This window comes from Streptomyces sp. NPDC053673, assembly GCF_055585225.1.
On record NZ_JBVJKN010000014.1, the window covers coordinates 103,992 to 110,623 of the forward strand.

General features: G+C 70.3%; 8 protein-coding genes, 1 tRNA gene and 1 riboswitch. Of the genes, 3 read left to right on the forward strand and 6 right to left on the reverse strand.

Annotated features, from left to right (window positions below; genetic code table 11):
* Positions 1–67: 67 nt before the first annotated feature.
* Positions 68–2,560, forward strand: coding sequence for a transglycosylase domain-containing protein (locus ACZ6ZQ_RS21000; RefSeq protein WP_469770025.1), 2,493 nt, complete (start codon positions 68–70; stop codon positions 2,558–2,560).
* 64 nt (positions 2,561–2,624) lie between these two features.
* On the opposite strand, the gene ACZ6ZQ_RS21005 is transcribed toward ACZ6ZQ_RS21000, so the two are convergent.
* From ACZ6ZQ_RS21005 to ACZ6ZQ_RS21015, 3 genes are all read right to left on the reverse strand, one after another.
* The gene (locus ACZ6ZQ_RS21005) at positions 2,625–2,945 is read right to left on the reverse strand and encodes a DMT family transporter (protein WP_453668066.1); all 321 of its coding nucleotides are present in this window, start codon (positions 2,943–2,945) and stop codon (positions 2,625–2,627) included.
* A gap of 32 nt (positions 2,946–2,977) precedes the next feature.
* Positions 2,978–3,038, reverse strand: a riboswitch (guanidine-III (ykkC-III) riboswitch).
* Between the two features lie 124 nt (positions 3,039–3,162).
* The gene (locus ACZ6ZQ_RS21010; protein WP_453668067.1) at positions 3,163–3,510 is read right to left on the reverse strand and encodes a GroES family chaperonin; all 348 of its coding nucleotides are present in this window, start codon (positions 3,508–3,510) and stop codon (positions 3,163–3,165) included.
* Between the two features lie 54 nt (positions 3,511–3,564).
* Positions 3,565–3,885 (reverse strand): DUF3618 domain-containing protein, encoded by a 321-nt coding sequence (locus ACZ6ZQ_RS21015; protein WP_469770026.1) that lies wholly within the window; start codon positions 3,883–3,885, stop codon positions 3,565–3,567.
* Positions 3,886–4,024: 139 nt separating this feature from the next.
* Here ACZ6ZQ_RS21015 and bcp point away from each other — a divergent pair, with 139 nt between their 5' ends.
* Positions 4,025–4,492, forward strand: coding sequence for a thioredoxin-dependent thiol peroxidase (gene bcp / locus ACZ6ZQ_RS21020; protein ID WP_453668069.1), 468 nt, complete (start codon positions 4,025–4,027; stop codon positions 4,490–4,492).
* 37 nt (positions 4,493–4,529) lie between these two features.
* Positions 4,530–4,616, forward strand: a tRNA-Leu gene (locus ACZ6ZQ_RS21025).
* 2 nt (positions 4,617–4,618) lie between these two features.
* Here the strand turns inward: ACZ6ZQ_RS21025 and rdgB are convergent.
* The 3 genes from rdgB to rph form a co-directional block, all read right to left on the reverse strand.
* Positions 4,619–5,221 carry an RdgB/HAM1 family non-canonical purine NTP pyrophosphatase gene (gene rdgB, locus ACZ6ZQ_RS21030; protein ID WP_469770027.1) on the reverse strand — a complete coding sequence of 201 codons (603 nt, stop codon included), beginning with the start codon at positions 5,219–5,221 and terminating at the stop codon, positions 4,619–4,621.
* A gap of 31 nt (positions 5,222–5,252) precedes the next feature.
* A complete protein-coding gene (locus tag ACZ6ZQ_RS21035; RefSeq protein WP_469770028.1) occupies positions 5,253–5,630 on the reverse strand; it encodes a hypothetical protein in 378 nt (125 codons plus the stop codon).
* A 96-nt stretch (positions 5,631–5,726) separates the two neighbouring features.
* Positions 5,727–6,464: a ribonuclease PH gene (gene rph / locus ACZ6ZQ_RS21040; RefSeq protein ID WP_469770029.1), complete on the reverse strand. Its 738-nt coding sequence runs from the start codon at positions 6,462–6,464 to the stop codon at positions 5,727–5,729.
* Positions 6,465–6,632: the final 168 nt, after the last annotated feature.

Sequence of the window (6,632 nt, forward strand, 5' to 3'; positions counted from 1 at the left end):
ATCGCCCGAAATGACACCGTTACTCCGGAGGGAGACCTCCGGTCGGGGCCGAGGAGTCTCCACAGACATGAGCGACGAGCCACAGCAGCAGCGCTGGGATCCGCGGGATCCGACGATGGTCGGACCCACGCCCAGCCGGCCGGGCGATGTGGGCGGCAGGGGCGGAAGAGGTGGCAGGTTCGGCAAGGGCGGCGTGGACGACGTAGGCGGCATGGGCGGCGTAGGCGGCGTGGGCGGCGTAGGCGGCGTGGGCGCAAGAACCCGCCCGAGGCGCACCGGCTGGCGCCGGGCGATCCCCACCTGGCGGATGACGCTCGGGGCGTTCCTGCTGTTCGCGCTGGTCCTGATCGGCGGCTTCCTCGCCGGCTACATGCTCGTCGACATCCCGCCCGCCAACTCCGCGGCCACCGCCCAGTCCAATGTCTACCTCTACAAGGACGGCACCCAGATCGTCCGCGACGGCGAGGTCAACCGGGAGAACATCCAGCTCGTCCAGGTCCCGCGGACCGTCCAGCACGCGGTACTCGCCGCCGAGGACCGCGACTTCTACTCCGAGCGGGCCGTCGACCCGCTGGCGATGGTCCGCGCCGGCTGGAACACCGTCACCGGCAAGGGCCGACAGTCGGGTTCCACGATCACCCAGCAATACGTCAAGAACTACTACCTGGGGCAGGAGCAGACGGTCACCCGAAAGGTGAAGGAGTTCTTCATCGCGATCAAGCTAGACCGCGAGGAGAGCAAGGCCGACATCCTGGAGGGCTACCTCAACACCAGCTACTTCGGACGCAACGCGTACGGCATCCAGGCCGCCGCGCACGCGTACTACGGCAAGGACATCAGCGAGATCGGCACCGCCGAGGGCGCGTACCTCGCCTCACTGCTCAACGCCCCCAGCGCGTACGACGTCACCACCCACCCCGAGAACCTGCCCAAGGCGCTCGCCCGCTGGAACTACACCCTCGACGGCATGGTGAAGGAGCAATGGCTGCCCGCCTCCGAGCGGCCCGCCCTGACCTTCCCGACACCGCACACCGCGCGGCCCGCGACCGGGCTGTCCGGACAGCGCGGCTATGTCGTCCAGGCCGTCGAGGACTGGCTCACCAACAACAGGATCATCGACGAGAACACCCTGGCACACGGCGGCTACCGGATCACCACCACGCTGGAGAAGGCGAAGCAGGACGCCTTCGCCGCAGCCGTCGACAAGCATGTGATGGCCCATCGTCGCGACGGCACCCGGCCCGCCGACCGGAACGTCCGCGTCGGCGGCGCCTCCATCGACCCGGCCACCGGCCAGGTCGTCGCCATGTACGGCGGCATCGACTACACCAAGCAGTACGTCAACAACGCCACGCGCCGCGACTACCAGGTCGGCTCCACCTTCAAGCCGTTCGTCCTCACCGCCGCGATCGAGAACGGCTCCTCGACCCAGGACGGCCGCCGCATCACTCCCAGCACGGTCTACGACGGAACCGACCAGCGCGAGGTGGTGGGTGCCTACGGACCGGTCGGCTACGCCCCGGAGAACGAGGACAACATCTCGTACGGCCACATCAGCGTCCGCGACGCCACGGACGCGTCGGTCAACGCGGTGTACGCGCAGATGGCCCAGGACGTACGGCCCAGCAGGGTGCGGGAGACCGCGATCGCGCTCGGCGTCCCGGAGAACACCCCCGATCTGACCGCGACCCCGTCCATCGCGCTCGGCGTGGCCACTGCGAGCGTCCTCGACATGGCGGAGGCCTACGCGACGCTCGCCAACCACGGCAGGCACGGCAGATACACCCTCGTCGAGAGCATCAGCAAGGACGGCACGGAGATCGAACTGCCCGACGCGCCGGTGAGGCAGGCCGTCAGCCGGGAGGCCGCCGACACCACCACGGCCGTCCTGCGAGGCGTGGTCGAGCAGGGCACCGGCATGGCGGCGCTGTCCGCCGGCCGGCCTGCCGCCGGAAAGACCGGGACCGCGGAGGGGGACAAGGCAGCCTGGTTCGCGGGCTACACCCCGGATCTGGCCACCGTCGTCGCCGTCATGGGCCAGGACCCCGACACCGGCGTACAGAAACCGCTGTACGGGGCGCTGGGGCTGCCACGGATCAACGGTGGCGGGGCGCCCGCCCGGATCTGGGGCCAGTTCACGGCGGCGGCGCTGACGGGCAGGGAGGTGAAGGACTTCGACCTCGCGCCCACGGAGGGCACGGACGAGGAACTGCCCCCGCCGGCCGAGCCGAGCGAATCGGACGACGAGTCGTCGACGTCCCCGGACACCACGGGCCCGGCCGAGGACGGCCGGACGGAGGGCCAGTCGCAGAGCCCGGCGACCGGCGGCGCGTCCACGGACGGTGGCGCGACGGACGGCGGGCCGCCGACGGGAAGCCCGACGACCGGCGGGACCACCACAGGACCGTCCAGCAGCGGCACCACGACGGACGGGGCCACGAACGGTGGCAGGACGGACGGCGGCTCGACCACCGGAGGGCCCTCCGACGGCGGCACCGACGGCGATACGGAAAACCCGGACGGGCCCGGCGGATGGGACGTCGTCCCCCGCCGCCTGTAAGTGCCGCGGGGCCGCCGCCGGGTGACGAGGGGCCGCCGCTGTGCGACGAGCGTCCGTGGGGGCACTAGTGCCCGGAGGTCGCCTTCAGCCCCACCACCGCGACCAGGAGCAGCACCACGAAGAAGATCCGGGCGGCGGTCGCCGGTTCGTTCAGCACCAGCATGCCGACCACCGCCGCACCGGCCGCGCCGATGCCGACCCAGACGCCGTACGCCGTACCGATCGGCAGGGTCCTGGCCGCGTGCGACAGCAGCAGCATGCTCGCGACGATCCCGGCACCGGTGAAGAGGCTGGGCCACAGCCGGGTGAACCCGTCGGTGAACTTCATCCCGATCGACCAGCCGACCTCGAGCAGACCGGCGACAACAAGCAGAACCCAGGCCATGACGGCACCTCCGGGACGCGGACTTCGTACGGGGTGCGTCGTCTTTGCATTGCCCGGTACGGCGCGTCTCGTCGGGTTCCCCACAAGGTAGCAAACGGCACGGAAGGGCCCGGTGACCGGAGTCACCAGGCCCTTCCCGGACCGTCGCCCAGCGGAAGATCGCGACAGCTGCGGGTCCTGCTGCAGATACCGCTACGGAATGCCGCAACGGATGCCGCTACAGATACAACCCGGTCGAGTCCTCGGCACCCTCGAAGCGGTCCGCGGCGACCGCGTGCAGATCGCGCTCCCGCATGAGGATGTACGCGACGCCGCGCACCTCGACCTCGGCCCGGTCCTCCGGGTCGTACAGCACCCGGTCCCCGGGCTCGACCGTGCGGACGTTCTGCCCGACGGCGACCACCGCCGCCCAGGCCAGCCGACGGCCCACGGCCGCGGTCGCAGGAATCAGAATGCCGCCGCCCGAGCGCCGCTCGCCCTCGGGGGCGTCCGACCGGACCAGTACCCGGTCGTGCAGCATCTTGATCGGCAGCTTGTCGTGCTTGTCGAGGGTGTTGTCGCTCACGACACCGAACCTACCTGCCGAAAGCCGATCCGCACGCCGCCGGGGTCACACCGGTCACGCCTTCCGCTTCCTGGCGGACAGCGCGAGGAGCCCCACGACGCCCACGACGAGCACCGCCACCGGCACCACACGCTCCAGCCGGGGCGCGCCGTGCGGGTGCACGAACCGGGCCTTCACATCCGTCACCACGCGGTTCGCGGCGACGCACGCCCGCCCGGCGGTCTGGTCCACTGTCGCGGCGACCTTGGCCTTCGCGTCCCCAATGATCGTCTTGGGGTGCACACGCACCCCGATTTCGTCGAGCGTCTCGGCAAGCCGCTCGCGCCGGCGGATGATGTCCGCCTCGATCTGCGCAGGGGTCCTGGCGTCCGACACCGCGCCGCCTCCGTCGTCGTATCCGGTAGTTCTTCCTCGGTTCTTCCTCGACAGTCTGTCAGCTCGACGCCCACCGCACCCCACGGCACCCCTATTACGCTCGGTGCCGTACGCCCGTACCCCTTGAGGAGAACCGAGAATGAGCGAGCGACTCCAGCCCGGCGACACCGCCCCGGCCTTCACCCTGCCCGACGCGGACGGCAACGACGTATCGCTCGCCGACCACAAGGGCCGCAAGGTCATCGTCTACTTCTACCCGGCGGCCATGACCCCCGGCTGCACCAAGCAGGCCTGCGACTTCACCGACAACCTGGAGCTCCTGGCGGGCGCGGGCTACGACGTGATCGGCGTCTCCCCCGACAAGCCGGAGAAGCTCGCGAAGTTCCGCGAGAAGGAGGACCTCAAGGTCACGCTGGTCGGCGACCCGTCGAAGTCCGTGCTGGAGGCGTACGGCGCGTTCGGTGAGAAGAAGCTCTACGGCAAGACGGTGACGGGCGTGATCCGCTCGACGGTCGTCGTCGACGAGGAGGGCAAGGTCGAGCGGGCGCTGTACAACGTGAAGGCCACCGGCCACGTCGCCAAGATCATCAAGGACCTCGGCGTCTGAGCCCGGACGCCCGGCCAGTAGCATGGCCGGGCGATACGCGGCCGTGGTGGAATTGGCAGTCACGCTGGGTTTAGGTCCCAGTGGGGTAACACCCGTGAGGGTTCGAGTCCCTCCGGCCGCACCACTTCACTTCAGCAGTTCACGCACCACCGGCATCAGTGCACGGAACGCCTTCCCCCGGTGGCTGATCGCGTTCTTCTCCACCGGGGTCAGCTGCGCACAGGTCACGTCGTAGCCCTCCGGCTGGAGGATCGGGTCGTAGCCGAAGCCGTTCGTGCCGATCGGGGCGTGGCGCAGCGTGCCCCGCAGTCGGCCCTCGACGACCCGTTCCGTGCCGTCCGGGAGGGCGAGTGCCGCGGCGCAGGCGAAGTGGGCGCCCCTGTGGGCGTCGTCGATGTCGGCGAGCTGGGCCAGGAGCAGCTTGAGGTTGGCGGTGTCGTCGCCGTGGGTGCCGGACCAGCGGGCGGAGAAGATGCCGGGGGCGCCGCCGAAGACGTCGACGCAGAGGCCGGAGTCGTCGGCGACGGCCGGCAGGCCGGTGGCCCCGGCCAGGGCGTGGGCCTTGAGCAGGGCGTTCTCGGCGAAGGTGACGCCGGTTTCCTTGACGTCGGGGATGTCGGGGTACGCGTCCGCGCCGACGAGGTCGTGGGTAAGACCTGCGTCGGCGAGGATCGCGCGGAGTTCGGTGATCTTCCCGGCGTTGCGGGTGGCGAGGATCAGGCGGGTCATGCGCCCAGTATCTACGGGCGCCCCATGGGCGTTACGAGGTGCAGACCTTGCCGATCTCGCCGGCCGCGTCGGTGACCGGGGTGATGTCCGGGGTGGTGTCGCCCTTCTCGACGGCCGTGCGGACGTTGGCGACGCCTTCGGTGAGGTCGTCGACGGCCTTGGAGAGGTCGGCGTTGTCGGTCGTGTCCTTGAGGTTGCCGAGTTCCTTGTCGATCTCGTCGAGGGCCTCGGTCAGCTGGGTGGGGTCGTCGGCCGCGGCGCCGACGGCCTGGGAGAGCTTGTCGACGCTGGTGGCGATGGCGTCGGCGGTCTTGACGCAGTCCAGGGCCTTGTCGACGGCGCTGCACCCGATGGCCCCGAACAGGGCGGTGGCGGTGACGACGGCAATGACTATTCGGCGGCTGCGCATGGAACGGGCCCTCCCAGGGGTTGTGGACGGGCGTACGGTTCGGCCCGTACGCCCGTGGGGGTAACGACGCCGACGGCGGCGTCCTTGGTTGCTTCTTTACGCTTCGAGCGTGCGGGCAAGCGCCTCGGTCTGGAGCGCGGCGAGGTCGGCGCAGCCACCGGTGGCCAGGTCGAGAAGGGCGTTGAGCTCCTTGCGGTCGAAGGGCTCGGCCTCGGCGGTGCCCTGGACCTCGACGAAGCGGCCGTCGCCGGTGCAGACGACGTTCATGTCGGTCTCGGCGCGGACGTCCTCCTCATAGCAGAGGTCGAGGAGCGGCGTGCCTTCGACGATGCCGACGGAGACGGCGGCGACGGTGCCGGTCAGGGGCTTGCGGCCGGCCTTGACCAGCTTCTTGGCCTGGGCCCAGGCGACGGCGTCGGCGAGGGCGACGTACGCGCCGGTGATGGCCGCGGTGCGGGTGCCGCCGTCGGCCTGGAGGACGTCGCAGTCGAGGACGATCGTGTTCTCGCCGAGGGCCTTGTAGTCGATGACGGCGCGCAGAGAGCGGCCGATGAGGCGGGAGATCTCGTGCGTGCGGCCGCCGATCTTGCCGCGTACGGATTCGCGGTCGCCGCGGGTGTTGGTGGAGCGCGGGAGCATGGAGTACTCGGCGGTGACCCAGCCTTCGCCGCTGCCCTTGCGCCAGCGCGGGACGCCTTCGGTGACGGAGGCGGTGCAGAAGACCTTGGTGTCGCCGAAGGAGATGAGGACGGAGCCCTCGGCGTGCTTGCTCCATCCGCGTTCGATGGTGACCGGGCGGAGCTGTTCGGGGGTGCGGCCGTCGATACGAGACATGTAGTGAGCCTATCCGTCCATGAGTGAGGGGCCCGTTCCGGTGTGGAACGGGCCCCTCACGGGTGAGCGGGGAGACAGCTCGCACTCGTGGTCGGTTCGCTTCTCCGCCCACTCGGCGAAACCGCGGGCATCATCGCCACCCGCGGCCCGGCGGCCTCGCGTGCGTCG